The organism is Cellulosimicrobium sp. PMB13, from assembly GCF_051294865.1.
Taxonomy (GTDB): domain Bacteria; phylum Actinomycetota; class Actinomycetes; order Actinomycetales; family Cellulomonadaceae; genus Cellulosimicrobium.
The window spans coordinates 1,314,860-1,338,657 of sequence record NZ_CP145910.1 but is presented as its reverse complement, the minus strand read 5'-3'; the positions used below and the strand labels follow the sequence as shown (position 1 = coordinate 1,338,657).

Genomic DNA, 23,798 nt, shown 5'->3' with positions numbered 1-23,798 from the left:
GTGAGCGGGACGGCCGGGCGCGGCTACCTCGTGGCGGCCCGCACCTTGTCGACGGCGTAGCGCACCTTGCGCGCGTTCACGGCGACGAGCACGTCCCGGTACTGGCCGGCCCGGTGGAGCTGCCCCTTGAGGTCGTTCGTCGACGCGCGGTGGCGCAGGTCGCACGGCACCTCGACCGCCACGTACCCCTGGCGGAGCAGGTCGATCGTCATGCCGGTCTCGACGCCCCAGCCGCGCGCGAGCGGCGTCGCCGCCTCGAACGCCTCGCGCGTCAGGCAGCGCATCCCCGACAGCGGCTGGGTGGGCGTCCACCCGGTCATCGACTGGATCGCGCGGCGCGCCGCGCCGACGACGATCCCTCGCCCGCCCGCGCCGGGCTGCGGCGGCAGGAGGGCGATCGCGACGTCGGAGTGGCCCTCCAGGACCGGCGACACGAGAGGAGCGGTGTTGACGGCGCTCTCGCCGAGGTCGCCGTCGATGAAGAGCAGGAGCCGGGGCGGGCGGTCCGGGGCGTCGCGCATCGCCACGACCGCGGCACCGGTCTCCATCGCCGCAGCCTTGCCGCGGTTGTGGGAGTGGCGCACGACGACGGCCCCCGCCTCGCGCGCGACGTGCTGGGTGTCGTCCTCGCTCCCGTCGTCGACCACCAGCACGAGGTCGACGTGCGGGATCGCCTTGGCCGCCCGGACCGTCGCGGCGATCCGCCGGGACTCGTCCTTCGCCGGGATGATCACCGCGACGCGCTGACGGGCGGCACGGCCGCTGCGGCCGCCGTCGTGCGCGGGGCGCGGGGTCCGGGCGCGCGTGCCGGACGCTGAGAGGTAGGTCGGGGGCTGAGGAGGCGCCGCCTTCGCGGGCACGCCGCGCCCAGCCTCGCTCCTCGTCTCGGTCGACCGATGGTCCGCGTTCACGCCGCCCAGCCTAGTAGTGCAAAGAGTTGACCGCAGAATGACCAGGAGTGTCGCCCGAGATCTGCGGCGAACCCTTCGCGGTGCGTCACGAGATCTCCTGACGCCGCCCGGATCCTACTCGACACCGGTGCCCACGGACAGCGCCTCCCGCGCGGTGGTCCGCTGCCGGACCGGCGCCGGGCGGACCGTGCGGTCGATCGGCTCGGAGGCCGTCGGGCGGGTCAGCGCAGCGTGACCTGGCGCGACACGATGCCCGCGCGGGCGCGGCGCTCGTTCGCGTCGAGCGGCTCGGTGACTGCCAGCGCCTCGGTCAGGCGCGCGTCGAGCTCGGCGACGGGGCCCTCGAGCTCGTCGGCCTCCGTGCCGCGCGGGAGCTCCCACACCGGCACGAGCAGCCCGCTCGAGCGGAACGCCCCGACGAACTTGCCACCGGCGAGGCCCGACTCGCGACGCGCGTGCAGGCGCGAGATCGCGTCGATGAGCGCGTCCTCCGGCTCGGGGCGCGCCCAGCGCAGGAACTCGCGCGACATGCGGCACCAGTAGGCGGACGGGACGGCGTCGAGCTTGACGGTCGGGACCATCGAGCCCGCCGCCTCGTCGAGCGACGCCTGCACGTCGGGCGTGACCTCCTGCGTCGGGTCGAGCCAGTACGCGAAGTCCTCGTGGACCGTCACCTCGAAGGGGACGTCGAGGTCGAGGACGTCCTGGAGCCGCGGGCCGGCGCCGGGCAGCGCGCCGAGCTCCACGGAGGTGCCGGGCTCCACGTCGATCGCCTCGAGCAGCGCTGCCGCGAGGTCGCGGCTCGTGTCGCCGGAACCGGCGAGCGTCTGGACCGCGAGCAGGATCACCCCGTCCTGGCGGTGCAGCGCCGCCCAGCCGGCGGGCAGGACGGTGACGACGAGGACGTCGCGCGCGCCGTGCTCGGCGGTCGTGCGGGCCGTCGCGGTGGCCGAGGGCACGACCTCGCGCATCGCGACCCAGTCGGTCTCACCGGGCAGACCCTCGAACGGGCGCAGCACGAAGTCGGGCGTGGAGTTCTTGGCCATGCGCGGCAGTCTACTGGCGCCCCCGCTCTGCCCACCGTGCCCCGACCACCGAAGGTGAGCTTGTTCCGCGAGATAGAGCCCTGGTCCGCGAAGTAGAGCCGTGGTCCGCGAAGTAGAGCCCTGGTCGATGAACCACGGCTCTATCTCGCCGACCTGGGCTCTACCTCGGCACAACCCGCCCGCGGTGCTATCTCGCGGGGCGCGTGCGCGGGCGGAGGCGGACGTCGGGGAGCACGGGGGCGGGCAGGGGGCCGCCGTCGTAGCCGACGACCTGCCCGTACCGGCCCGACGCCGCACTCTCGGCATACCGCGTCCCGCCGCGCCGCGGGCTCCGGACCGGTTCGCGTGCCGTGCCGGGGCCACGGTCCTCGTCCGGGCCGTCCGGGCCGTCCGGGCCGACCGGGCCGTCCGGTCCGTCCGGGCCGTCGACGACGAGCTGGGCCTGCCACTCCTCGCGGGCTCGCGCGACGTCGTCGTGCGAGCGACCCACGAAGTTCCACCACATGACGATGTCCTCGGCGAACGGCTCGCCGCCGACGAGGACCGCGCGCGCCGGGCCGTCCGGGCCGGCCTCGACGGTCAGCGTCCGACGACCGGGCGCCACGTATCCCAGCGACGACACCGGGACCTGCGACTGCTCGAGCCGCACCGCGCCGTCGTCCACGAGGAGACCGTGCTCGAAGGCCGGGTCCACGTCGAGGACGACACGTGCGCCCGGCTCGAGGTCGAGCTGGGCACCGACCAGCGGCGAGTACGTGGTCGCGGGCGAGCGCAGCTCGGCGCCTGACACCGTCAGGGCGCCGAGGAACACCTGGACCCGCGCGCCGTCGTGCGTGGTGACAGGCAGGTCGGCGTGGTGCTCGAACGCGGGGGCGTCGGCGAGGCGGTCGCCGGGGAGCGCGACCCAGAGCTGCACGCCGTGCAGGACGGGCGGGCGCTCGCCGCTCGGCGTCTCCTCGGAGTGCGAGATCCCGCGGCCCGCCGTCATGAGGTTGAGCTCGCCCGGCCGGACGGTCTGCAGCGAGCCGACGGAGTCGCGGTGCAGGATCTCGCCGGCGAAGAGCCACGAGACCGTCTGCAGCCCGGTGTGCGGGTGCGGCGGGACCTGCATCCCGTCGGTCCCGTCGCCGATCGCGGGCAGCGGGTCGGGCCCGTAGTGGTCGAGGAAGCACCACGCGCCGACGAGCGACCGGGCCCGCTGCGGGATCGTCCGACGGACCTGCATCGCCCGCGTCCCGCCGAGGGGGACGTCGCGGTGCTCCAGGATCTCGACGGCGCCGCGGTCCGGGTCGTGCGAGGCGCCCGCGGTGCACACGCGCTCCTCCGGACGGGTCTCCAGGTTGCTCATGGGTCGAGCGTAGGCACCCGCGAGGCGCGGCGACACCGTGAGGTGCGTCGGTCGGACCACGCGAGCGACAGGGCACACGGGCACACGGGCACACGGGCACAAAGAGGCTGTAGTTGCGCGGGGCGACGCGGGACAATGGCAGCGAGGCCCCTCGGAGCAGGATTCCGAGGGGCCTCGCCGTCGCCGCGCAACCCCGGGGCGGTCGGGCCGGGTGGCCCGCCAGGGCGCCGCTCGCGACGTGGCGGCCCGGTGTCGTCGCGGGACCGGAGGGGTCCGGTCCGTTCTCCTCGACGACACCGATCGCGGTCGGTCTTCCGGGTCCGGTCGGAGCCTGCGCCGTCGCGCGCAGCCCGCGGCCGAGGTCGCGGGGCGTCCACCGTTCTCCGGTCGACCGTGCCTCACGTGCGCGCCGTGGTGTCACCTGCCGGTGCCGGCGAGGTCGGGATGACCCCTGCTCTGCGTGCCGGAACACCGTCGTCCACGTGCGCCCGTCCAGGCCGATAGGCACGTTTGTAGTCCTCGGACCGGACGAGGGCAAGGGTTCCCACCGTTGTCATTTCCGGGCGCCCGTCGACCACAGGTTCGTCCACAGCCGCACCCGCGCGAGGGCAACGTCACCCACACCCCTGTGGACGAATTCTGTGGACAGTCCGTCGAGCCGACACGGCCCGTTCACCCGGCGTCGTGCTGCCGTCACCTCAGACCCAGAACTGTGACGTCGGCGTCGGGACCGGCGTGAGGCGCTCGTCGAGGTCGAGGTCACGCACCAGGAAACCGCCGTCGTCGACGAGCGTGCCCGCGAGCCGGCCCTGGAGCATCGCGGCGAGCCGTGCGACGAGGACCCGGGCTCGCGAGCGGGCGATGAGGTGGAGCCCCGACGGCCGCTCGACCGCGAGCTCGTAGGGGTCCGCCGGGCTCCACGAGACGCGGTACGCGTACGGGCCGTACTCCCGCCAGTCGAGCACGCCGAGGGCGAGCGGCACCTCCGGGACCCGCTGCATCCACAGCCGGACCGCGCCGTCGTACGGGGTGTCACCGGACGCCGCGACGTCCGACGGCCCGTCGGCGCGGGGCTCGACCGAGACGAGCTGCGCCGAGGGCACCACGGTCCGCAGCACACCGAGCACGTCCTCGGGCGCCAGCACCTGGGCGGAGTAGAGCGTGAGGTCGACGCCGGAGGCCGGATCGGGCGTGAGGACCGAGCGCCCGTCGACGACGACGGCGCCGCCGACGCGCCGCGCCACCGCGACCGCCCACCCGAGGACCTGGAGCTCGGCGCCCTGCGGCAGCCCGGCCGGGAAGGCCCGCGCGACGCCGTCCCGGTCGTCGGGCACGGCGGCGGGCGCCCCGCGCGGCGGGGGGTCGTCCAGCTCGAGCGCGAAGATCTCGGCGGCGCCGCTCGCGAGGTCGAGCGCCTGCGTCTGCGGGACCGTCACCGGGAACGGCCCGATTGCGCGGGCGCCCTCGACGAGCGCGAGGACGCCCGGCGCGACGACCGCGTCGGGGACGACGCCGCGGAACCGGGCGCCGGCCATCGGCCGTGCTGCTCCACCGCTCCCGGGCGTCGTGATCCACCCCGCCTCGGGGAACCAGGCGCGGGCGAGCGCGTCGACGGGCGTCCGCGCCGCGCCGCGCGAGCGGGGCACCGCGAGCAGGTGGGCACCGGCGTGCGCATCGGGCACGAGACCGGCGACGACGACGGGGTCCATGTCCGGACCGTAGTACGCCCGGAATGCGCTGGTGTTACGGGCATGTCACGATTCCGGCCGCGCCGCTCCGGTGTCGCTCCGGACAGGGCTCCGAGGGGAGGTCGCGGTCAGGCCGCGCGCACGTCGTGGAGGTGATGGATGACGTCGTGCAGGAAGTACTGGCCGAGCGTGCGCACCGTGAAGACGGACCCGTTGGAACGGCGCCCCGGCCGCTCCCACTGGTCCGGCACGAGGGCGTCGAAACGTCCGGCGACCCGGTCGCCGGCGATCTCGAGCTCGCGCGCGACGACCGCCGGGTCCTGGTGCGCGTAGTCCTGCTCGACCGCGGCGGCGTCCTGGTCCCAGTTCGCGAAGAGCGGGTCGTCGCCCTCGACCATGGACTGGAGCCGGACGTCGAAGATCGAGAAGACGTCGCGCACGTGCGCCGCGTACTCGAGCGGGGACCACGTGGTCGCGTCGGGTCGCGTGCGCACGTCCGCTCGCCCGAGGACCGCGACGTAGCGCGGCACCGCGGCGCGGACGGCCGCCCCGACCTGGTCGGGCGCGACGTCGCCAGGGACGAAGCCGCACTCGGTGCACGGTCGTTCGAGGACCCACGTCCAGTCCTTGGTGTCGGCGGGGACGGGCGGGAAGTCGGCGGGGACGGCGTCCTGTGCCGGGTCGCCGTCGGGGAACTCGCTCGTGTCCATGGCGGAAGTGTGGCAGAGCCGACGGACGCACCACCGGGTTTTGCGTTCTGACACCGCATGCCTATGGTGTCAGCATGCCCAAGATCATCGGAGGTTCCCTCCACGAGCACCGCGCGCAGACCCGGCAGAAGCTCTTCGCGGCGCTCTCGAACCTCATGATGGACCGCGGCTTCGACGCCATCTCGCTGGCCGACATCGCCGCGGCGGCCGGCGTGGGCCGCACCGCCGTCTACAACCACTTCCCCGACAAGGAAGCGCTGCTCCTCGGGTTCATCACCCACGAGACGGAGCAGTACGTCAGCACGCTCGAGCGCGCGCTGGAGGACGTCGACGACCCCGTCGAGCAGCTGCGGACCTACATCCGCCAGCAGGCCCAGCTCATGCGGGTCTTCCACCTCGCCCCGGGCCCGGACTTGCGCTCGGTCCTCTCCCGCACGACGCGCCAGCGGCTCCGCGAGCACGCCGAGCTCGTCGAGGCGATCCTGCGGCGCATCGTGCGGTCCGGCATCGACGCCGGCGAGTTCCCCGCACAGGACATCGACACCACGGTGCAGCTCGTCAACGCGTGCCTGTCCGGCCGGCTCGCGCCCGAGGACCCCGTCGCCCGCGCACAGGCCGTCGCCGCGACCGAGGCCTTCGTCCTGCGTGCCGTCGGCGCCGACCTCGACGCCCCGGCGCTCGCCCGGGGCTGACGCGACGGTCGAGGCGCGCGCCGGCCGTCCTTCTGCCGTCGGCGGAGGTCGCGGTGTGCTGGGACCCCCGAGGTAGGTGATCGGAGCACCGGTCTCGTACTCTCGCTGCCATGCCCCTCGGACGCCGCGACCGTTCGCCGCGCCCGCACCTGGGGCCGGCGTTCACCAACGTCTTCACGGCGAACCTCAGCTCGAGCCTCGGCGACGGGGTCGCGCGCGTCGCGGCACCGCTGCTCGCCGTCCGCCTCACCGACGACCCCGTCCTCGTCTCCGGCATCGCCGCCGTCGCGCTGCTGCCGTGGCTCTTCTTCGCCATCCCGGCCGGGATCCTCCTCGACCGGATCGACCGGCGGCACGCGCTCGCCCTCGCCAACGGCGTGCGGACGCTGCTCGCGCTCGGGCTCGTGGCCCTCGCGTGGACGGACACGCTGACGATCTGGTCGCTGTACGCCGTCGTCTTCCTCTACGGCGCGTTCGAGACCGTGTACGACGGCGCGATCCGGGCCGTCGTACCGTCGATCGTCCGGCCGGCCGACCTCCCGCGCGGGAACTCGCGCATCGAGGCGGGCGAGATCACGGTCCAGAACTTCCTCTCGGCGCCGCTCACGTCGGCGCTGTTCGCGATCGCCGTCGTGGTGCCGCTGGGCGTCGGCGCGCTCGGCTACGCGGTGGCGTTCGTCCTGGCGTTCTTCCTGCCCGCCGCGGCGGCGGGCGAGCACCGCACCCACGTGTCCGACGACGCGCCCGTGCGCTGGTACCGCCAGGTCGCCGACGGCTTCCGGTACATCTGGGCGCACCCGATGCTGCGGCCCCTGTGGTTGCTGTCGACCGTCGTCGGGCTGTGCTTCTCCGCGGCGACGGCGACCCTCGTGCTCTTCGTGCTCGACCGCCTCGGCGTCCCCGAGGCCTGGTTCGGCGCGTTCATGCTCGTCGGCGCCGTGGGGTCGCTGGTCGGCGCCGCCGCGGCCTCGCCGCTCAAGGAGCGCTTCCGGTCCGGGCCCGTCATGGCCGTCGCGAACCTCGCCACGCCCGCGGCGCTGGTCGTCATGGGGCTGGTCCCCGTCGTGCCCGTCGCCGCGGTGCTGCTCGCGCTGTCCTTCGGCGGCACGACGGTGTGGAACATCCACGTCATGTCGCTGCGCCAGGCCGTCATCCCGAGCCGGCTGCTCGGCCGCGTGCACGGCACGTGGCGCACGCTCCTGTGGGGTGTCATGCCGCTCGGCGCGTTCCTCGGCGGGCTGCTCGCCCGCATCGACCTCACCACCCCGCTCGTCGTCGGCGGTGGCCTCGCGGTCGTGGTGGGGCTCGTGGGCTTCCGCTTCCTCGCCCGGCTGCCCAACCCGGAGGACGTCGGCACGGCATGAGAACCGGAGGTAGGCATGCCTAACCTTCTGCGGTACAGTTCCTGACGCATCGTCATGACGCCTTGTCAGGACGTGCGCCCTGACCCCACGCACCGCAGGAGCTCCCGTGACGGCTCTCACGCACGACCTCGCCCCCGCCGGCCTCCCGGCTCCGCTCTCCCTCCGCCTGCGCGAGGGCACGCGCCCCGAGCACGAGCAGGCCGAGGGCTCCGGCTTCGTGGAGAAGCTCATGTCAGGCCGGCTCGACGTCGCGGCGTACGCCGACCTCGCAGCGCAGCAGTGGGCGATCTACGGGGCGCTCGAGGCCGCGAGCGCGGCGATCCGCGCCGACGCCCAGGGCGCGACCCTCGTGTTCGACGAGCTGACGCGCACGCCCGAGATCGAGAAGGACCTCGCGTTCCTCGTCGGACCGGACTGGGCCGAACGGATCACCGTCCGGCCCGCGACCGAGCAGTACGTCGCGCGCCTGCGCGAGATCGGCGGATCGCTCCCCGCGTACGCCGCGCACGCGTACACGCGCTACCTCGGCGACCTCTCGGGCGGCCAGATCATCAAGCGCATGCTCGAGCGCCACTACGGCCTGTCGGTCGACGGGCTCGCGTTCTACACGTTCGTCGAGATCCCGAAGTCGAAGCCGTTCAAGGACGTCTACCGGGAGCGCCTCGACGGCCTCGACCTCTCGCCCGAGCAGGTCGACGAGACCGTCGCCGAGGCCAGGCTGGCGTTCCGCCTCAACAGCGCCGTCTTCGCCGACCTCGGCGCCGTCCACCACTGACCGACTCGTCGGCGCCGACCCGCCCACGAGACAGAACCGCAGTCCACGAGAGAGAACCGCAGTCCGCGAGATAGAGGCCTGGCTCGAGGTAGAGCCCTGGTCGCCGTGCCCGACGGCGCGTGGTCGCCCTGGATGTCGGGGTGGGTGGGGGCGCCGCGTCTACCATCCGCCGCTCGTTCCTCGCGGCTCCCGCCAGGCCCGCCACGACGCGGCGCCCCCACCCACCCCTCCCGGCTCGTCTCACCCTGGTCCGCGCTCGCCGCGAGGTAGAGCCCTGGTTGCTCGGAACCAGGGCTCTACCTCGCGGACCAGGGCTCTACCTCGCGGACCAGGGCTCTACCTCGCGGACCAGGGCTCTACCTCGGCAGGGTCACCGGTCTTGTCAGGGTAGGCTAGCCTCACCTGAGCCGCCGCCGCCGCGCGTGCCCCCGTCCTTGGAGCCCGACCCATGCGTCACCCTGTCCCCACCGGTCTGCGCCGCGTCCCGTCCTTCCGCCGAGTCCCCGCTCCCGGTCGGCCACGACGCACGGCGACCGGTCTCGCGGGGGCGGGGACCGCCGTCGTGCTGGGCCTGGCGGCGGCGTGCGCACCCCTGCCGTACGAGCCGCCCGTGACGCCGGAGGCGACCGCGACCCCGGACGCGGAGCCCGCCGCCGAACCGGCCGAGACGACGCCGACGACGGCCCCGGCCTGCACGACGCTCGAGGAGTCACGCGCCGCGGGCGGTGGCAGCGACGTCGACCCGGCCTCCTTCCCCACGGGCCCCACGACCGCGGCGTTCGCCGACGACGCGATCCACCCGGTCGCCGAGTCCCCCGCACCCCAGCTCCCCGTCACGGTGGAGTCCGTCGACGGCCGCGCGGTCGAGATCACCGACGTCAGTCGCATCATCCCCGTCGACCTCTACGGCACGCTCGGCGAGATCGTCTACAGCCTGGGGCTCGGCGACAACGTCGTGGGCCGCGACCTGCCGACGGGCTTCCCGGAGGCGGCGGACGTCCCGGTCGTCACCGGCGCGGGCCACGCGCTCGACGTCGAGGCGGTCCTCGGCCTCGACCCGTCCGTCATCCTCACCGACGCGACGATCCTCACCGACGACGTGCGCTCCCAGCTCGAGCAGTCCGGCGTGCCGGTGGTCTACCTCGACGAGTCCCGCACGCTCGACGGCGTCGACGACCGGATCCGCGCGGTCGCGACGGCGCTCGGCGTCCCCGCGGAGGGCGAGGCCCTCGTCGAGCGCACGGACCGCCAGATCTGCGCGGCGCTCGGCGCCGTCCCCACCGACACGACCACGCCGCGCGTCGCGTTCCTCTACCTGCGCGGCGCGAACATCAAGATGCTCTTCGGTCCCGGCTCCGGCGCCGACGACCTGGTCCACGCGATCGGCGGCGAGGACGCGGGCACGGCGATCGGGCTCACGCAGCAGTACGCGCCCGTGACCAGCGAGGCGATCATCAGCGCCGCGCCCGACGTCTACCTCGTCATGACCGACGGCCTCGAGTCCATGGGTGGCCTCGACGCGATGATGGCGATCCCCGGGCTCGCACAGACCCCCGCGGGCGAGGCGCGCCGCGTCGTCGACATGGACGGCTCGCGGCTCCTGACGTTCGGTCCCCGCACCGGCGCGACGATCGCCTCGCTCGTCGAGGCGTTCTACGGCGTGCCCGCGCCCGAGCTCCCGGCCTCGTGAGCGCACCGGTCGCGCGCCCCACGGGGGCCTCGCAGGACGACGCCACGCCCGCCGTGCCCGACGTCGCCACGCACCCGGGCGGGAGGCCCGCCCGGGTGGGTCCCGCCGTCGGGCAGCAGCGGCGGCGTGCCGCGCGCTGGCTGATGGTCGGGCTCGGCGTCGCGCTGGCCGTGCTCACCGTCGTGTCGGGGATGACAGGGCAGGTGCCGGTCTCGCCCGCCGAGGTGCTCGGCTCGCTCGCGCACCACGTGGGTCTCGACTGGGGCCCGATGCCGTCGCACCCGCAGGGCGAGAACGCGCTGTGGGTCGTGCGGTTCCCCCGCGTGGTGATGGCGATCGTCGTGGGAGCCGCGCTCGCGTGCTCGGGCGCGCTCATGCAGGGCGTGTTCGGCAACCCGCTCGCCGAGCCGGGCGTCATCGGCGTCTCGGCCGGGGCGGCCGTCGGCGCGTGCGCGGTCATCGTCACGGCGGGCGCGCTCGTGCCCGGCACGTGGGTCGCCGGAGCAGCGTTCGTCGGCGGGCTCGTCACGACGTTCGTCGTCTACGCGCTCGCGCGCGCCGGCGGACGGACCGAGGTCGTCACGCTCGTCCTCACGGGCATCGCGGTGAACGCGTTCGCGGGCGGGCTGCTCGCGTTCTTCACCTTCGTCGCCGACCCCGCCGCGCGCGAGCAGATCGTGTTCTGGCAGCTCGGCTCGCTCGGCGGCTCGACGTGGAGCTCGGTCGCCGTGGTCCTCCCGATCGCCGCCGTCGGGGTCACGGGCGCGATGCTCGTGCGCCGCCGGATGGACCTGCTCGCGCTGGGCGAGCGGGCCGCGCACCACCTCGGCGTGGACGTCGAGCGGCTGCGCCAGCTCGTCATCGTGCTCGTCGCGCTGCTGGTGTCCGCCGGCACGGCGTTCACGGGGATCGTCGCGTTCGTCGGGCTGGTCGTGCCGCACCTCGTGCGCATGGTGTGCGGACCGAGCCACCGCACGCTGATCCCCGCGTCGGTGCTGGGCGGCGCCGTCGTGCTGCTCGCCGCCGACCTCCTCGCGCGCAGCGCCGTCGCGAACGTCGAGCTGCCGCTCGGCATGATCACGTCGCTCGTCGGCGGCCCGTTCTTCTTCTACCTCCTGCGCCGCACGCGCTCGCGCCAGGGAGGGTGGGCATGACCGACCTGCGCCACGAGGGCTCCTCGTTCCTCGGTTCGCTGCGCACCGCCGTCACCGGTGCCCGACGCCGGTCCCTCCTCCCCGGGCCCGTCTCCCCCGGCGACGTGGTCACCTCGGCGCACGCGGTGTCGCTCACCCTGGGCGGGGCGCCGGTCCTGCGCGACGTGTCCGTCGACGTGCGCGCGGGCGAGGTGCGCGCGCTGCTCGGCCCCAACGGCGCCGGGAAGTCGTCGCTGCTCGCCGTCCTCACGGGCGACCTGACCCCGGAGTCGGGGGACGTCGTCGTGCACGGGAGCGCGCTGGGCTCCTGGACGCCGACCGAGCTGGCGATGCGCCGGGCGGTGCTGCTCCAGCAGGTGTCGCTGAGCTTCCCGTTCACGGCCGTGGACGTCGTGCGCATGGGGCGCTCGCCCTGGCGCGGGACGCCCTGGGAGGACGAGGACGACGCCGCGGTCGCCGAGGCGCTGGCCGCGACCGACGTCGAGCACCTCGCCGAGCGCCACTTCACGTCGCTGTCCGGGGGCGAGAAGGCGCGCGTCGCGCTCTCGCGCGTGCTCGCGCAGCGCACGACGCTGCTCATGCTCGACGAGCCGACCGCGGCGCTGGACCTCAAGCACCAGGAGCTCGTGCTCCGGCTCGCGCGGTCGCACGCCGCCGCGGGCGGGGCCGTGGTCGTCGTCGTGCACGACCTGTCGCTCGCCGCCGCGTACGCGGACCACGTCACGCTGCTCGCGGGCGGCCGCGTGGCGGCGGACGGCGAGCCGCGCGACGTGCTCACCGAGTCGCTGCTCAGCGACGTCTACGACTACCCGGTGGAGATCGTCGAGCACCCCGGGGGCGGCGCACCGATCGTCCTCCCGCGCCGCTGAAAACGGCGGAAGGCTTCGGTCAGCGCACCGGCTGCTCGACGATCCGATGCCGACGCGCGATCTCGCGGTCCTCGTCGAGGAGGCTCCCCCGGATGGGTTGCCGTTCGTCGTCGACGATGACCACGATGCTCCGGTCTCCGGCTTGATCATCGAGGTGCCCGACCTTCATCGCGTCGACGAACACCTCCGTCCCGTCGGCGAGGGCGACGAAGATTCCCCATGGCACTCGACGCACGACGGTCACCGCGTGCTCCTCGTGCACACGAACCTTCATCGGCACATCATTCCCGTCATGTCGATCACCCTGGTTGCGACAGCCATTGTTGTCTCTCCACCTCGCTCACGGTAGGTTGGGAGCACTACATCCCCCACGCCTCTCCACGATGCGCAACCCGGGGGATTTTTCTTTGCAGGGGGCAGAGACGAGATGCCAGCACGCGCACCGCGACCACGAGGGTCGAGCCGCTACTCCAAGCCTGCGCTCACGCACGATGAGCTGTTGTCGAGGATGATCGAGCGCGGCCTCGTCGTCACGGAGCCAGACCGCGCCGTCCGCTACCTCCGCCACGTGGGCTACTACCGGTTGTCGCCCTACCTCATCCCGTTCCGCATGGACCCGGCGGCCGAGATGCTGCGTGGTGGAACGACGTTCGACCAAGTGCTCGACCTCTACGTCTTCGACCGCAAGCTTCGCCTCCTGGTGATGGACGCCCTCGAACGCATCGAGGTGGCCGTCCGGTCTAGCCTCACCGACCACATGTCTCTGCACCATGGCGGCCCCTTCTGGTATCTCGAGAGTGGGCACCTCAAGGATGCTCGGAGGCATCAGAGGTTCCTGGAGATGGTCCAGAAGTCGTGCGAGGACCGGCTGATGAGCTCGCCGGAGAACGCGGCCGGAGATCTGGCTCACGCGTCCGCGCTCGAGCACTACCTGACGACCTATGGCGAACCAGAACTACCGCCGTCGTGGCTGATGGTCGAGACGCTCACCCTGGGCCAGCTCTCGGGCCTGGTCAGCAATCTGCGGCGCGCTTCCGACATCGCTCGCGTGGCTCAGCCGCTGGGTCTTCCCGGCCCCTTGCTGCTGTCCTGGTTGCGCACCTATGTGCGGGTGCGAAACGTGTGTGCTCATCATGGTCGGCTGTGGAACGTCGGGCTCGGTGTCTATCCCGCGCTCCCGACGTCTCCCTCGGTACGGTGGCTCTCGGACAGAGATGTCCTGTCGTTCTCCGATCGTCGCAAACGCCTCTACCCCGTGCTCGCTTCGCTCCAGAGCGTGCTGTCCGTGGTGTCTCCCCGCTCGTCGTGGACGCGCCGGTTGAGCGCTCTCCTCGACGAGCACCCTGATGTGCCGCTCAAGGGCATGGGTATCCCGTCGGACTGGCGCTCGGACCCGTTCTGGTCCAAACGGCTCGCAGCGGAGCGCACGATTCGTCGGGAGGAAGGCGTCTAGCGGTTCGCACCAACGCCGCCCGGGAGCACCTCGTACCGGTCGGGGACGGCGGTGAACGAGCCGCGACCCCCGGTGAGCGAGCGCAGGTCGAGCACGTACCGCGTGAGCTCGGCCTCGGGGACGAGCGCCTCGACGACGACGCGGCCGTCGTCGAGCGAGCCGGTCGCGGTGATGTGGCCCCGCCGGGCCGACAGGTCGCCCATGACGTCGCCCTGCGCGTCGGAGGGGACGGTCACGGTCACGGCCGAGACGGGTTCGAGCACGACCGTCCCTGCCGCCGCGAGCGCCTCGCGCAGACCCACCGCTCCGGCCGTGCGGAACGCCATGTCGGACGAGTCGACGGAGTGCGCCTTGCCGTCGTAGACCTCGACGCGCACGTCCACGACCGGGTAGCCGTGCGGACCGCCCGCGGCCATCGCCTCGGCGACGCCGCGCTCCACCGCCGGGAGGTACTGGCGCGGCACGGACCCGCCGACGACCGCGTTGGCGAACTCGAACCCCGCGCCGCGCGGCAGCGGTGAGACCCGGAGCTGCACGACGGCGAACTGCCCGTGGCCACCCGACTGCTTCTTGAGCCGCCCTTCGGCCTCGACCGGCCGCGCGATCGTCTCGCGGTACGCGACCTGCACCGGCTCGGTCGTCACGTGCACGCCGAACGTGCGCTCGAGCCGTTCGAGCGCGACCGCGAGGTGGGTGTCCCCGAGCCCGCCGAGCACGGCCTGCGTGCCCGTGAGGTCGACGTGCAGGGTCGGGTCCTCGGCGACGAGGCGCGCCAGCGCGGCGGACAGCTTGTCGTCGTCGGACTGCGACACGGGCCGCAGCGCGTGCGCGTAGACGGGCGGGCGGTGCGGCAGCGGTCGCGCCGAGACCGGGGAGCGGCGGCTCGCGAGCAGCCCGCCCGTCGACGCCGCCCCGAGCTTCGCCGCCGCGGCCACCTCGCCCGCGCCGACGCGCTCGACCGCCACGTGCTCGCGCCCGCGCAGCCGGAACAGCCCGTGCACGCGGTCCTCCGCGCCCGTCGCGACGTCGACCAGACGGTCCCCGCTCGCCACGGTCCCCGAGAGGACCTTGAACACGGACACCTGGCCCACGAACGGGTCCACGACCGTCCGGAACACGTGGACGAGCGTGTCCCCGGTCGGCTGGGCCACCACCTCGGTCGTCGCCCTCGTCTCCTGCCCGACGGCGCCGCTCGCCCCCGCGCCGTCGTCGCCCGGATGCGCGGCAGCGCCCGGCAGCAGCACGACCGCCGGCCGGTCGACGGGCGACGGGCCGAGCTCGCACACGAGGTCGAGCGCACGGTCGACCCCCACGCCCGTGAGCGCCGACGCGAGGAGCACGGGCACGGCCTCCCCGTCGCGGACCTCCTGCGCGAGCGTGCGCTCCAGGTCCGCGACGCCGGGCTCGTCCCCCGCGAGGTACGCCTCGAGCTGGTCGTCGTCGTGCGTGACGATCTCCTCGACCACCTGGTCGTGGAGCGCGTGCTCCTCCTCGCGGACGTCGTCGGGGACGGCCTCGTCGTGGCCCCTCCCGTCGCCGTCGTACTCGCGGGCGCGCTCGCCCAGGACGTCCGCGACGCCGTGCAGCGACTGCTCCTCGCCGAGCGGCAGCTCGAGCGGGACGAACGACGCGGTGAAGCTCGACCGCACGTCGTCGAGCACCGTGCGGAAGTCGGCACGCGCGCGATCCTCCTGGGAGACGAGGACGAGGCGGGGGATCCCCGCCTCGTCGCACAGCCGCCACGCCTCCAGGGTCCCGGAGCGGACTCCGTCGACGGCGCTGACCACCACCACCGCGAGGTCGGCCACCGCGAGCGCCGCGTCGACCGCCCCGAGGAAGTCCGGCGAGCCCGGGGTGTCGAGGAGCGTGACGCGATAGGACTCGCCGTCGGGCGCGGTCCAGTCCAGGTGCGCGACACCCAGCCCGACCGAGATCCCCCGCGCGATCTCCTCCGGCTCGTGGTCGCACACGGTCGTGCCCTCCGTGACCGACCCGGGCCGCGGGATCGCCCCCGCCCGGTGGAGGAACGCCTCCGCGAGCGTGGTCTTGCCCGATCCGCTGTGCCCCACGAGGGCGACGTTGCGGACCGTGCGCGGCCCGGGGGCTGACGACGACGTGCCCATGGCTGCCTCCCTCGGCTGCCTCGCGACGCTGTCTCCCGGCGGGCGACCGCCCGCCGTCCCCCCAGGCTAGTGACGAGACGCGGATCCCGCGCGGGTCACAGGTCGCGCAGGGGAGCGCCGACCGGTCAGCACTGTTCGCGCACGTACCCCGCGTCGTCGGGCCCGACGAGGTCGCGGTCGCGCAGGACGGTGAGCGGCGCGCGGTCGGTCCGCGCGCACACCCGGTCGAACGGCTCGGGCAGGGCGTCGTCGTACTCGACCTGGAGCACGTGGTCGCCGTACGCGGCCGTGTACGCGGCGCACTCGTCGTAGACGGCGCACTCCTCGGTCACCGCGAAGTCGAACCCCAGGTCGTCGCGGGCCACGCGGGCGATCTCGGCCGCGTTCTTCTGCGCCACGGCCAGGCCCGCGTCGTGCGCGAGGTCGACGTACGCCGCGGCCAGCGCGAGCGCGCCCTCCTCGTCGATGCGACCGGTCTCCGCGTCGTCGAAGCGGGTCCACGTGTCGAGGTTGTCGATCTCCACCGCATCGAACCCCGCGTCGGCGCAACCGGTGACGACCGGACCGAGGAGGTCCATGATCCCCGCGCGCTGCGCTGCGGTCGACGGGTCGAGGACGTGCTCGTCGGGCCAGTCCGGGTCCACCACGAGCCGCCCCGCCGCGTCGTGGAGCAGCAGGTCCTCGTGCTCGCCGAGCCAGCGGTCCGCGTCGCCCGGCTGCGTCTGGAAGCCGTTGACGTAGCAGACCGAGTACGCGCCGTCGGCAGGCTCGGCCGTCGCGTCGCGCACGACGACGTCCAGCCCGCCCGGGACGTCGTACGCCGCGCCGAGCTGGTAGTCGAACGTGCCCTCGGTCGGTGGCAGGCGGTACGCGGTCGGCGACGACGCCGCGGAGCAGCCCGCGAGCACGACGGTCGTCGCCGCGGCGAGCAGCACCGCGGCGACCGGCCCTGCGGCGCTCGTCCCGGCGCCGGCGCGCCTCGAGGGAGGGCTCGCGCGGAGCCCTCCCTCGAGGTGTCGCCCGGTCCGCGGACCGGGCAGTCGCGTCACAGGACGCGGTCGACGTAGACGCGCAGCGCGTCACGCACGAACGTCGCGCCCTCGACACCGCCGTAATTGAGCGCGAACCGCGGGTCGTTCACGTACATCTCCCCCAGGCCGAGGAGGTAGCCGGCCAGCGGTCCTGCCTCGTGCGCGGGGTTCGCTGGGACGGCCTGCAGCCACGACACGTGGCGACGTGCGAGCTCCTGCGCCTCGTCGGACGCCGGGTCGACACCGGCCTGCGCCGCCGCCGCCCAGTCGTCGTTCAGCCGGGCGGTGCGCTCCTTCCAGGCCGATCGCTCGTCGTCCGACATCCCGCGCCACCAGGCGTCGCCGCGCGCGTACGCGTCCTTGCCCCAGCGGTCCTCGACCTCTTCGCGGTACTGCGTGTGGTCGAACCCGTCGAACATGTCCTTCGCCATGAGCTCGCCACCTCCTTCCATCGTGGTGATCGTCCGTTCCACCGACGCGATCTGTCGCGCCAGCCGCTGCCGCTCGGCACGCAGCCACTCGAGGTGGCCGCGCAGCGCCCGCACCTGGGAGGACCCGTCTTCCGTGCCCGACGGCGCCCGGTCGCCCGGGCCGTCGAGCGCCGCCTTGATCGCAGGCAGGCCCAGACCGAGGTCGCGCAGGAGGAGGATCCGCTGGAGGCGCACGAGCGCGTCGGCGTCGTAGTGGCGGTAGCCGTTCGACGCGACGCGGGTCGGCGCGAGCAGCCCGACGGCGTCGTAGTGACGCAGCGTGCGGCTCGTCGTGCCGGCCAGCCGCGCGACCTCCTGGATCGACCAGTCCGTCGTCCGGCCGGGTGCCGTGACCTCCATGACGCCCTCCTCCCGTGTGCCCCGCCGCTCCGTGCGGCAGCGATCACCACGCTAGGAGTTGACGCTACGTCAAGGTCAAGGTCGGGGGCGACGCCCCGTTCCTCCCTCCGGGACGCGGCCGTCCGCCGACGGCGTACCGTCGAGAGCGGGCGTGCGCCGTCAGGACGCACCACGACGACGTGCGGAGGGCCGACATGGCCACGAGCGACCGGGTCCGTGAGCACTACGCAGGGAGCGACATCGCGGCGCGCATCCTGACCGCCGCCGGTGCCGCCGACGACGGCGGCACCGTGCCGGTCGACGCGCTCGCGCCGTTCGACGAGCTGCACGCCGGAGGCCTGGCCACGACCCTCTATCTGCTGAACGTCCTCGAGCTCGACGCGGGCACGTCCCTGCTCGACGTCGGCTGCGGCCTCGGCGGCTCGTCCCGGGTCGCCGCCGACCGCCACGGCTGCCCGGTGACCGGCGTGGACCTCAGCCCGGACTTCGTCGCCGCTGCCCGCGTCCTGACGGAGCGCGTCGCGCTGTCGCACCTCGTCCGGTTCGAGGTGGGCGAGGCACAGCAGCTCCCGTGCGACGACGCGTCCCACGACCGCGCGGCCATGATCCACGTCGGGATGAACCTGCCCGACAAGGCTGCGGCCTTCGCCGACGTGCACCGCGTCGTGCGGCCCGGCGGGCTGTTCGGGCTGCACGACCAGATGCGCGTCGGCCCCGGAGACCTGCCCTACCCGCAGCCGTGGGCCGTCGACGACGAGACGTCGTTCCTCGAGTCCCCGTCCTCGTACGCGGACGCGCTCACCGCGGCCGGCTTCGAGGTGCTGAGCGTCGAGGACCGCCGCCCGGCGCTCGCTGCGGCCCCTGGCGAACCCACCGAGGACCGGGCCGTCGTCTTCGGCCCCGTCTTCGTCGAGCGCGTCACGAACATGATGGCCGCGACGCGAGCCGGGATCCTCGCGCCGGTCGTCGTGCTGGCACGGGCCTGAGGACCGGCCGCTTCACGCCGAGCCGCGCCGGGCGAGCCCGAGGACGGCCGTGACGAGCTCCGCGGGCGACCCGACGACGGCGCGCGCCCCGGCCGCTTCCAGCTCGCCGGGCTCGGCGTAGCCCCACGCGACACCGACGCAGCCGATCCCGTGCTCGGCCGCACCGTGCACGTCGTGCTCGCGGTCGCCGACCATCACCACCTGGTCCGGCGTCAGACCCGCGAGCGCCCCGTCCGCGCGCAGCCCCGCGAGCGCGTGCGCGATGACGTCGCCCTTCGTGCCGCGCGTGCCGTCGAGCGTCGCGCCGTACACGTCGTCGACGCCGCGATCGAGGTGCGCGTCGAGCCCGAGGTGGTCGACGATCCGGCGTGCGTAGACCTCCGGTTTCGACGTCGCGACGGCGAGGCGCGCGCCGCACTCCCGCAGCGACACGAGGGCCTCCGGGACGCCGTCGAACACGGCGTTGTCGAACATCCCGCCCGCCGCGTACACCGCGCGGTACGCCGCGATCGCGTCCTCGACGATGCCCGCCGGGACGCCGAGCGCGGCGAACCCGTCCGCGAGCGGCGGGCCGACGACCCCACGCACCGCCGCGTCGTCGGGCACGGGGACGCCGACCTCGCGCAACGCGTGCTGCGCGCACGCGACGATGCCCGGGGCGGAGTCCGCGAGCGTGCCGTCGAGGTCGAGCAGGACCAGGCCGTACCCGGTGCCGGTCATGCGTCCCCCGACGACGCGTCGTCGGGCGTGGGGGCCCCGGCGTCTCCCGCTGGTCCACGAAGCGCGGGCCCGGTCCGGCGGCCGAGGACGAACCCGCCGACGAGCCCGAGCAGCAGCGCGCCGCCCGCGGCGAGGACCGCCGACCGGCCGTGCCACGGCGCGCCGGACGGCGTGAACGTCGTGTCCGACTCCGGCGCGTAGGCGAACCAGCCGTACGTCACCGGGCGGCTCAGGACCCACGCCGCCGCGACGAGGAGCGCGACACCGAGGACGCTCGCGGCGACCAGGCCGACGGTCGTCGCCGTGCTGCGCGAGCCGCGCGGACGTCGCGGGAGGGGCGGGGGCGGCGGGGCGGTCACGCCCGCCATCGTGGCGGGTTCCCGACGCCGCGGCAACCGTCGTCCACGGCCACGGCCACGGCCACGCGCACCGGCACCGGCAGAGGCAGAGGCAGAGGCAGAGGCACCGGCAGAGGGCTACTCGCCGACCGCGCCGTCGATCGACTCGCGGACGAGGTCCGCGTGACCGTTGTGCCGCGCGTACTCCTCGATCATGTGCACGACGATCCAGCGCAGGTTCCACGGCTCCCCGGTGCGCTTGCTCACCACGGCCGACACGCGATCGAGGCCGCCGTCCGCCATCGCGGCCTCGAGGATCTCGTCGGACGCGGCGATCGACCGGTCCAGCAGGACCCGCAGCTCCTCCGGGCTGTCCTGCACCGCGCTGTGCCAGTCCCAGTCCGCGTCCGCGTCCCAGTCGGCGGTGTCGAACGGCGCGATGAGGGGCTTGCCGAGGAAGATCTCGGAGAACCAGTACGACTCCACGAGCGCGACGTGCTTGAGCAGGCCGCCCAGGGAGATGGTCGAGGGCGGCAGGGTCTGCGCGAGCTCTGCGGCGTCGAGGCCGGACGTCTTCCATCGGAGCGTGTCGCGGTGGAAGTCGAGGTATCCGCGCAAGGTCGTGATCTCGTCGGCGGTGGCGGGCGGGTCGGTGCGCTGGTCGGTCACGCGCGTCACCCTAGGGGTGTCGCGGACGGCTCAACCATCGATTTCCGACTCCCAGGCGAGCCACTTGCGTCGCACCGCCGCCTCGACGTCGACGCCCTGGGACCGGGCGAGCAGCAGGAGGTGGGCGAGCACGTCGGCGACCTCGTCCGCGAGGGCCTGCCGGGCGTCGTCGGGCCCGGTCCCACCGTCGGCCCGTGGGCGCGTGCGGCCCGTCGCCGCGAGGAACGCCTGCGTGAGCTCGCCGACCTCCTCGGTGAGCTTGAGCGCGAACCAGTCGGCGTCGCGCTCGATGCCGAACTTCCGGGCGTACAGCGCGGAGACCGCCTCCACGCGGTCGGCGAGGTCAGGGAGGGCGAGAGGGCTGGCGAGCGGCGCGTCGTCGGGCACCGCCCCAGTGAACCACCGCGCTCACGCCGCACCGGCGGACGGGGCGAGCGACACCCCCGCCAGCTCCTGGGAGACCCGCCAGACACGGTCCGCCTCGCCGGGGTCGCGCAGGGGACGGAACAGGCGGTGCTCGGCCGGGCCGCCCCCGAGGTTGCCGGGCCCGTCCGGGCCGTAGAGCCGTCCGCCGCGGGCCTCGGGCGACGTGGCGGCGAACAGCGCGGGCAGTGCGGCGCTCTCGGGCGTCCCGAGCAGGATCCCCGCCCGGGACAGCCGGCGGATGATCGCGATCTGCGGGGTGTCGCGGTCACGCCCCAGCTCCGGCCGCGCGGTGAGCAGGCTGGTCGGGGCGACGCCGGGGTGCGACAGGTTGCTCGTGACGCCCCAGCCGCCGGCCTGGCTCCGCCGTTCGAGCTCGAGCGCGAACAGGCCGAACGCGATCTTGGACTGGCTGTAGGCCCGCCGACCGTCGTAGAGGGTCTCCCAGTTGACGTCGTCCCAGTTCATCGCCCCGTTCCGGGCCGCCACGCTGATCTGCGACGTGACCCGCGCCCGGCCCGCGGACAGCAGCGGCAGCAGGTGCGCGACGAGCGCGACGTGGCCCAGGTGGTTGGTCCCGAGCTGGAGCTCGAACCCGTCCGCCGTCGTCTGGCGCTCCGGCGGGGTCATGACGCCCGCGTTGTTGACGAGCACGTGGATCGGGCGGCCCTCGGCGCGCAGGTCGTCGCCGAGGGCGGCCACCGAGCGCAGGGACGCGAGGTCGAGATCCTTCAGCACCACGCGCGCGGACGGGTGAGCGCTGCGGATGCGGGCGACGGCCGCCTCGCCCTTGGCGCGGTTGCGCACGGGGAGGACCACCTCGGCCCCGGCGGCAGCGAGCCGCTGCGCGATGCCGAGGCCGATCCCGTCGCTCCCCCCGGTGACGAGGGCGCGTCGGGCAGACAGGTCGGGCAGGTCGAGATGCGGTGTGCGAGGCATGGTGGTGCTCCTGTGGTCGGGGTGGTCCGGGCGGTCGTGCTCGGGTCGCTCGGTGGTGCTCGGTGGTGCTCGGTGGTGCTCAGGGGTGCTCGGGTCGACGGGGTTCAGCGAGGCGCGGGCCGCGCAGCTCGCGGCGCGGGCGCGGTGAGAGGCGCGGTCGCCACCCGGCGAGCGACGACGAGCGTCACGGCGAAGTGGACGGCGAACAGCGAGGTGGCTGCGACCTGGATCCCGGCGAGGACCCCCGGCTCGTCCGCGAGGTAGAACACGACCCGGACGACGAGGTTCGCGGCCGCCATGGCCAGGCCGACAAGCGACGTGACCGTGTAGACGCGCCGCAGGGCCGCGTGCCGGGGCCAGTCGCGGGGCCCGCCCGCGAGGCGGTTGACCATGAACCCGGTCAGGGGCCGGCCCGACGTCAGCGAGACGACGTAGGCGAGGACGAAGACCACGGGAAGCACCATGGTGGGCAGGAAGAAGGCGCGCGCCTCGCCGGCGAGGGCCGCGACCGTCGCGCAGACCGCCGCGACGACCAGGCCCGCGATCGCCGCCCCGGGCGGCTCGCGCCGGGCGAGACGCACGCCGCTCGCGACCACCGCGGTGACCGCCAGGGCGACGAAGGCCGTGCCGAGCCCGGCGGCGGCGTCCGCGGCGACGAACGCGATCGTCGGCGCGACGGCCACCGCGAGACCGACGGGCCCGCCGACCCGCTCGAGCGTCCGGCGTGCGGCAGTGCGCGCCGCGGACGTCTCCTCGACGTCCGGCAGCCCGAGCACCCGGCGGGCGGTCGCGCTGGGGCCCGACGACGCGTCGCGCGGGTCGGCGGGCCGGGTGTCGGTGGGCTGAGGTTCGGCGGGCCGGGGTTCGGCGGCGGGGGGATCGACGTGCTCGGCCGGCACGGCAGCGAGGGCAGGCTGAGGGTTCACGGTTTCCTCCGGGGTCGATCGGGCAGTGCAGCCACCGTCACACCGCGCCGAGAGCGCATCCAGGGCCTGTCGATCCGTGCCTGGCGGTGACCCGGCAGGCGTCCGACCCGGTCGGGACGGAGGCACCGGCACGGCTCGAAGGGGATCGAGAGGGGGATCGACAGGCCGTGGCTGCCGGGACGTCGGCACGGTAGAACGGACACACCCAGTCACCCGCTGAGAGGACGTGGACCGGTGATCGACAGGGCAGGGCTCGCGGAGTTCCTCCGCCGCCGTCGGCAGGCGCTGCAGCCCGAGGACGTCGGCCTGCCCCGCGGGCAGCGGCGCCGGACCTCGGGTCTGCGCCGTGAGGAGGTCGCGGCGCTGTGCCACATGTCGACCGACTACTACGCGCGGCTGGAGCGTGAGCGCGGACCCCATCCGTCACCGCAGATGGTGGCGTCGATCGCTCAGGGGCTGCATCTCAGCCTCGACGAGCGCGACCACCTCTTCCGTCTCGTCGGCCACCAGCCGCCTCCCCGTGGAGCGCTGAGCGACCATGTCAGCCCCGGCCTGCTGCGCATCCTCGACCGGCTGACCGACACCCCGGCCGAGATCGTCACCGAGCTGGGTGAGACGCTGCGCCAGACGCCGTTGGGCGTCGCTCTGACCGGCGACGCCACCCGGTACACCGGCCCGGCGCGCAGCCTGGGCTACCGGTGGTTCACCGATCCCGCCAGCCGCGCTCTCTACGCGCCGGAGGACCACGAGCGGCTGTCCCGGGTGTACGCCTCGCAGCTGCGCCAGGTCGTCACCCTGCGCGGACCGGGGTCGCGCGCGGCACGCCTCGCCGACGTCGCCCTCGCGCACAGCGAGGAGCTGCGCCGGCTGTGGGACGCGCACGAGGTCGGCCACCGCCATCCGCCGGAGGAGACCAAGCGGTTCGTCCACCCCGACGTCGGAGCTCTCGAGCTGCACTGCCAGACGCTGCTCGACCCGCAGCAGTCCCATCTCCTGCTCGTCTACACCGCCGTGCCCGGCAGCGAGAGCTACGAGAAGCTGCAGCTGCTCTCGGTCATCGGCGCGCACGCGCCGGCCTGAGAGATCGGAGGGACCGTCGCCGGTCGCGCGGAC

24 protein-coding genes are annotated in these 23,798 nt (G+C 74.2%); 9 read left to right on the top strand and 15 right to left on the bottom strand.

Annotation, left to right across the window (positions count from 1 at the left end; genetic code table 11):
- Positions 1–23: 23 nt before the first annotated feature.
- From V5D56_RS06235 to V5D56_RS06215, 5 genes are all read right to left on the bottom strand, one after another.
- The gene (locus V5D56_RS06235; protein WP_435738188.1) at positions 24–860 is read right to left on the bottom strand and encodes a glycosyltransferase family 2 protein; all 837 of its coding nucleotides are present in this window, start codon (positions 858–860) and stop codon (positions 24–26) included.
- A 272-nt stretch (positions 861–1,132) separates the two neighbouring features.
- Positions 1,133–1,957: a DUF5926 family protein gene (locus V5D56_RS06230; RefSeq protein WP_435738187.1), complete on the bottom strand. Its 825-nt coding sequence runs from the start codon at positions 1,955–1,957 to the stop codon at positions 1,133–1,135.
- A 187-nt stretch (positions 1,958–2,144) separates the two neighbouring features.
- Positions 2,145–3,305 carry a pirin family protein gene (locus V5D56_RS06225; protein WP_435738186.1) on the bottom strand — a complete coding sequence of 387 codons (1,161 nt, stop codon included), beginning with the start codon at positions 3,303–3,305 and terminating at the stop codon, positions 2,145–2,147.
- Positions 3,306–4,003: 698 nt separating this feature from the next.
- Entirely contained in the window at positions 4,004–5,014 is a 1,011-nt protein-coding gene (locus V5D56_RS06220) for a hypothetical protein (RefSeq protein ID WP_435738185.1), read from the bottom strand.
- Between the two features lie 107 nt (positions 5,015–5,121).
- Entirely contained in the window at positions 5,122–5,703 is a 582-nt protein-coding gene (locus V5D56_RS06215) for a DinB family protein (RefSeq protein ID WP_435738184.1), read from the bottom strand.
- A gap of 74 nt (positions 5,704–5,777) precedes the next feature.
- Between V5D56_RS06215 and V5D56_RS06210 the strand changes: the two genes are divergently transcribed.
- From V5D56_RS06210 to V5D56_RS06185, 6 genes are all read left to right on the top strand, one after another.
- Entirely contained in the window at positions 5,778–6,395 is a 618-nt protein-coding gene (locus tag V5D56_RS06210; RefSeq protein ID WP_435738183.1) for a TetR/AcrR family transcriptional regulator, read from the top strand.
- A gap of 110 nt (positions 6,396–6,505) precedes the next feature.
- On the top strand, positions 6,506–7,759 hold the full coding sequence (locus V5D56_RS06205) for an MFS transporter (RefSeq protein ID WP_435738182.1): 1,254 nt from the start codon (positions 6,506–6,508) through the stop codon (positions 7,757–7,759).
- Between the two features lie 106 nt (positions 7,760–7,865).
- The gene (locus tag V5D56_RS06200) at positions 7,866–8,534 is read left to right on the top strand and encodes a heme oxygenase (biliverdin-producing) (protein WP_435738181.1); all 669 of its coding nucleotides are present in this window, start codon (positions 7,866–7,868) and stop codon (positions 8,532–8,534) included.
- 448 nt (positions 8,535–8,982) lie between these two features.
- Positions 8,983–10,224 (top strand): ABC transporter substrate-binding protein, encoded by a 1,242-nt coding sequence (locus V5D56_RS06195; protein WP_435738180.1) that lies wholly within the window; start codon positions 8,983–8,985, stop codon positions 10,222–10,224.
- Positions 10,225–10,367: 143 nt separating this feature from the next.
- Positions 10,368–11,378, top strand: coding sequence for a FecCD family ABC transporter permease (locus tag V5D56_RS06190; RefSeq protein WP_435738963.1), 1,011 nt, complete (start codon positions 10,368–10,370; stop codon positions 11,376–11,378).
- Positions 11,375–12,247, top strand: coding sequence for a heme ABC transporter ATP-binding protein (locus V5D56_RS06185; protein ID WP_435738179.1), 873 nt, complete (start codon positions 11,375–11,377; stop codon positions 12,245–12,247). Before V5D56_RS06190 ends, V5D56_RS06185 begins: the two co-directional genes overlap by 4 nt.
- A 19-nt stretch (positions 12,248–12,266) precedes the next feature.
- Here V5D56_RS06185 and V5D56_RS06180 read toward each other — a convergent pair whose 3' ends face one another.
- Positions 12,267–12,521, bottom strand: a complete 255-nt coding sequence (locus tag V5D56_RS06180; protein ID WP_435738178.1) for a hypothetical protein — start codon at positions 12,519–12,521, stop codon at positions 12,267–12,269.
- Between the two features lie 234 nt (positions 12,522–12,755).
- Here V5D56_RS06180 and V5D56_RS06175 point away from each other — a divergent pair, with 234 nt between their 5' ends.
- Positions 12,756–13,700 carry an Abi family protein gene (locus V5D56_RS06175; protein ID WP_435738177.1) on the top strand — a complete coding sequence of 315 codons (945 nt, stop codon included), beginning with the start codon at positions 12,756–12,758 and terminating at the stop codon, positions 13,698–13,700.
- Here V5D56_RS06175 and V5D56_RS06170 read toward each other — a convergent pair.
- The 3 genes from V5D56_RS06170 to V5D56_RS06160 all read right to left on the bottom strand — a co-directional run bounded on the left by V5D56_RS06170 (position 13,697) and on the right by V5D56_RS06160 (position 17,684).
- The gene (locus V5D56_RS06170) at positions 13,697–15,823 is read right to left on the bottom strand and encodes an elongation factor G (protein WP_435738176.1); all 2,127 of its coding nucleotides are present in this window, start codon (positions 15,821–15,823) and stop codon (positions 13,697–13,699) included. The genes V5D56_RS06175 and V5D56_RS06170 overlap by 4 nt on opposite strands.
- A 125-nt stretch (positions 15,824–15,948) precedes the next feature.
- Positions 15,949–16,758 (bottom strand): endo alpha-1,4 polygalactosaminidase, encoded by an 810-nt coding sequence (locus V5D56_RS06165; RefSeq protein ID WP_435738175.1) that lies wholly within the window; start codon positions 16,756–16,758, stop codon positions 15,949–15,951.
- A gap of 110 nt (positions 16,759–16,868) precedes the next feature.
- Complete coding sequence (locus tag V5D56_RS06160; protein ID WP_435738174.1) at positions 16,869–17,684, bottom strand: MerR family transcriptional regulator; 816 nt, start codon at positions 17,682–17,684, stop codon at positions 16,869–16,871.
- Positions 17,685–17,878: 194 nt separating this feature from the next.
- Here V5D56_RS06160 and V5D56_RS06155 point away from each other — a divergent pair, with 194 nt between their 5' ends.
- A complete protein-coding gene (locus tag V5D56_RS06155; protein ID WP_435738173.1) occupies positions 17,879–18,670 on the top strand; it encodes an SAM-dependent methyltransferase in 792 nt (263 codons plus the stop codon).
- Positions 18,671–18,682: 12 nt separating this feature from the next.
- Here the strand turns inward: V5D56_RS06155 and V5D56_RS06150 are convergent, their stop codons facing one another.
- The 6 genes from V5D56_RS06150 to V5D56_RS06125 form a co-directional block, all read right to left on the bottom strand.
- A complete protein-coding gene (locus V5D56_RS06150; protein ID WP_435738172.1) occupies positions 18,683–19,390 on the bottom strand; it encodes an HAD hydrolase-like protein in 708 nt (235 codons plus the stop codon).
- A complete protein-coding gene (locus V5D56_RS06145) occupies positions 19,387–19,749 on the bottom strand; it encodes a hypothetical protein (RefSeq protein ID WP_435738171.1) in 363 nt (120 codons plus the stop codon). Before V5D56_RS06145 ends, V5D56_RS06150 begins: the two co-directional genes overlap by 4 nt.
- 117 nt (positions 19,750–19,866) lie before the next feature.
- Positions 19,867–20,397 carry a DinB family protein gene (locus V5D56_RS06140; RefSeq protein ID WP_435738170.1) on the bottom strand — a complete coding sequence of 177 codons (531 nt, stop codon included), beginning with the start codon at positions 20,395–20,397 and terminating at the stop codon, positions 19,867–19,869.
- A 30-nt stretch (positions 20,398–20,427) separates the two neighbouring features.
- Positions 20,428–20,784: a MazG nucleotide pyrophosphohydrolase domain-containing protein gene (locus V5D56_RS06135; protein ID WP_435738169.1), complete on the bottom strand. Its 357-nt coding sequence runs from the start codon at positions 20,782–20,784 to the stop codon at positions 20,428–20,430.
- 21 nt (positions 20,785–20,805) lie between these two features.
- Positions 20,806–21,759: an SDR family oxidoreductase gene (locus V5D56_RS06130; protein WP_435738168.1), complete on the bottom strand. Its 954-nt coding sequence runs from the start codon at positions 21,757–21,759 to the stop codon at positions 20,806–20,808.
- 104 nt (positions 21,760–21,863) lie between these two features.
- The gene (locus V5D56_RS06125; protein WP_435738167.1) at positions 21,864–22,685 is read right to left on the bottom strand and encodes a DUF3159 domain-containing protein; all 822 of its coding nucleotides are present in this window, start codon (positions 22,683–22,685) and stop codon (positions 21,864–21,866) included.
- 234 nt (positions 22,686–22,919) lie between these two features.
- Between V5D56_RS06125 and V5D56_RS06120 the strand changes: the two genes are divergently transcribed.
- Positions 22,920–23,765: a helix-turn-helix transcriptional regulator gene (locus V5D56_RS06120; RefSeq protein WP_435738166.1), complete on the top strand. Its 846-nt coding sequence runs from the start codon at positions 22,920–22,922 to the stop codon at positions 23,763–23,765.
- Positions 23,766–23,798: the final 33 nt, after the last annotated feature.

Excerpts from the sequence above, each read along its gene's own strand:
- V5D56_RS06195 (WP_435738180.1), top strand. The coding sequence starts at position 8,983 with ATGCGTCACCCTGTCCCCACCGGTCTGCGCCGCGTCCCGTCCTTCCGC.
- V5D56_RS06180 (WP_435738178.1), bottom strand. The coding sequence starts at position 12,521 with ATGAAGGTTCGTGTGCACGAGGAGCACGCGGTGACCGTCGTGCGTCGA.
- V5D56_RS06170 (WP_435738176.1), bottom strand. The coding sequence starts at position 15,823 with ATGGGCACGTCGTCGTCAGCCCCCGGGCCGCGCACGGTCCGCAACGTC.
- V5D56_RS06185 (WP_435738179.1), top strand. The coding sequence starts at position 11,375 with ATGACCGACCTGCGCCACGAGGGCTCCTCGTTCCTCGGTTCGCTGCGC.
- V5D56_RS06225 (WP_435738186.1), bottom strand. The coding sequence starts at position 3,305 with ATGAGCAACCTGGAGACCCGTCCGGAGGAGCGCGTGTGCACCGCGGGC.
- V5D56_RS06205 (WP_435738182.1), top strand. The coding sequence starts at position 6,506 with ATGCCCCTCGGACGCCGCGACCGTTCGCCGCGCCCGCACCTGGGGCCG.
- V5D56_RS06215 (WP_435738184.1), bottom strand. The coding sequence starts at position 5,703 with ATGGACACGAGCGAGTTCCCCGACGGCGACCCGGCACAGGACGCCGTC.
- V5D56_RS06210 (WP_435738183.1), top strand. The coding sequence starts at position 5,778 with ATGCCCAAGATCATCGGAGGTTCCCTCCACGAGCACCGCGCGCAGACC.
- V5D56_RS06160 (WP_435738174.1), bottom strand. The coding sequence starts at position 17,684 with ATGGAGGTCACGGCACCCGGCCGGACGACGGACTGGTCGATCCAGGAG.
- V5D56_RS06130 (WP_435738168.1), bottom strand. The coding sequence starts at position 21,759 with ATGCCTCGCACACCGCATCTCGACCTGCCCGACCTGTCTGCCCGACGC.
- V5D56_RS06175 (WP_435738177.1), top strand. The coding sequence starts at position 12,756 with ATGATCGAGCGCGGCCTCGTCGTCACGGAGCCAGACCGCGCCGTCCGC.
- V5D56_RS06190 (WP_435738963.1), top strand. The coding sequence starts at position 10,368 with ATGGTCGGGCTCGGCGTCGCGCTGGCCGTGCTCACCGTCGTGTCGGGG.
- V5D56_RS06230 (WP_435738187.1), bottom strand. The coding sequence starts at position 1,957 with ATGGCCAAGAACTCCACGCCCGACTTCGTGCTGCGCCCGTTCGAGGGT.
- V5D56_RS06220 (WP_435738185.1), bottom strand. The coding sequence starts at position 5,014 with ATGGACCCCGTCGTCGTCGCCGGTCTCGTGCCCGATGCGCACGCCGGT.
- V5D56_RS06155 (WP_435738173.1), top strand. The coding sequence starts at position 17,879 with ATGGCCACGAGCGACCGGGTCCGTGAGCACTACGCAGGGAGCGACATC.
- V5D56_RS06150 (WP_435738172.1), bottom strand. The coding sequence starts at position 19,390 with ATGACCGGCACCGGGTACGGCCTGGTCCTGCTCGACCTCGACGGCACG.